Genomic DNA, 1121 nt, shown 5'->3' on the forward strand with positions numbered 1-1121 from the left:
GACCACGGCAAGACGTCGCTGACCGCGGCGATCACCAAGGTCCTGGCGAAGTCGGGCGGTGCCTCCTTCACGGCCTATGACCAGATCGACAAGGCGCCGGAAGAGCGCGCCCGTGGCATCACCATCTCGACCGCGCACGTGGAGTACGAGACGGCGAACCGCCACTACGCGCATGTCGACTGCCCGGGCCACGCCGACTACGTGAAGAACATGATCACGGGTGCCGCCCAGATGGACGGCGCGATCCTGGTCGTGTCCGCCGCCGACGGCCCGATGCCGCAGACCCGCGAGCACATCCTGCTGGCCCGCCAGGTCGGCGTGCCGGCGCTGGTGGTGTTCCTGAACAAGTGCGACATGGCCGACCCCGACCTGCTGGAGCTGGTCGAGATGGAGGTGCGTGAGCTCCTGTCCAGCTACCAGTTCCCGGGCGACGACATCCCCATCGTCAAGGGCTCGGCCCTGATGGCGCTGGAGGACAAGAACCCGGAGCTGGGCGAGCAGGCCATCCTGAAGCTGATGGAAGCGGTCGACAGCTACATCCCGCAGCCGGAGCGCCCGAAGGACCTGCCGTTCCTGATGCCGATCGAGGACGTGTTCTCGATCTCGGGTCGTGGCACGGTGGTGACCGGCCGCGTCGAGCGCGGCATCGTCAAGGTCGGTGAGGAAGTCGAGATCGTCGGCCTGAAGGCGACGGTGAAGACGACGGTGACCGGCGTCGAGATGTTCCGCAAGCTGCTGGACAGCGGCGAGGCCGGCGACAACATCGGCGCCCTGCTGCGCGGCACGAAGCGCGAGGACGTGGAGCGCGGCCAGGTCCTGGCCAAGCCCGGCTCGATCACGCCGCACACCAAGTTCAAGGCCGAGGCGTACATCCTGACGAAGGAAGAGGGCGGCCGCCACACGCCGTTCTTCACCAACTACCGTCCGCAGTTCTACTTCCGCACGACCGACGTGACGGGCGTGGTGCAGCTGCCGGAAGGCGTCGAGATGGTGATGCCGGGCGACAACGTCGCCATGGACGTCGAGCTGATCGCGCCGATCGCCATGGACCAGGGCCTGCGCTTCGCCATCCGCGAAGGCGGCCGCACGGTCGGCGCCGGCGTCGTCGCCTCGATCAGCGC

At 67.9% G+C, this 1121-nt stretch carries 1 protein-coding gene; it reads left to right on the forward strand.

What is annotated here, in order from left to right:
• Nucleotides 1–1121, forward strand: a 1121-nt coding sequence (tuf, locus tag HMPREF0731_RS21485) for an elongation factor Tu (protein WP_007006350.1), incomplete at both ends; no start/stop codon positions are given.

The organism is Pseudoroseomonas cervicalis ATCC 49957 (genome assembly GCF_000164635.1).
Lineage (GTDB): Bacteria > Pseudomonadota > Alphaproteobacteria > Acetobacterales > Acetobacteraceae > Pseudoroseomonas > Pseudoroseomonas cervicalis.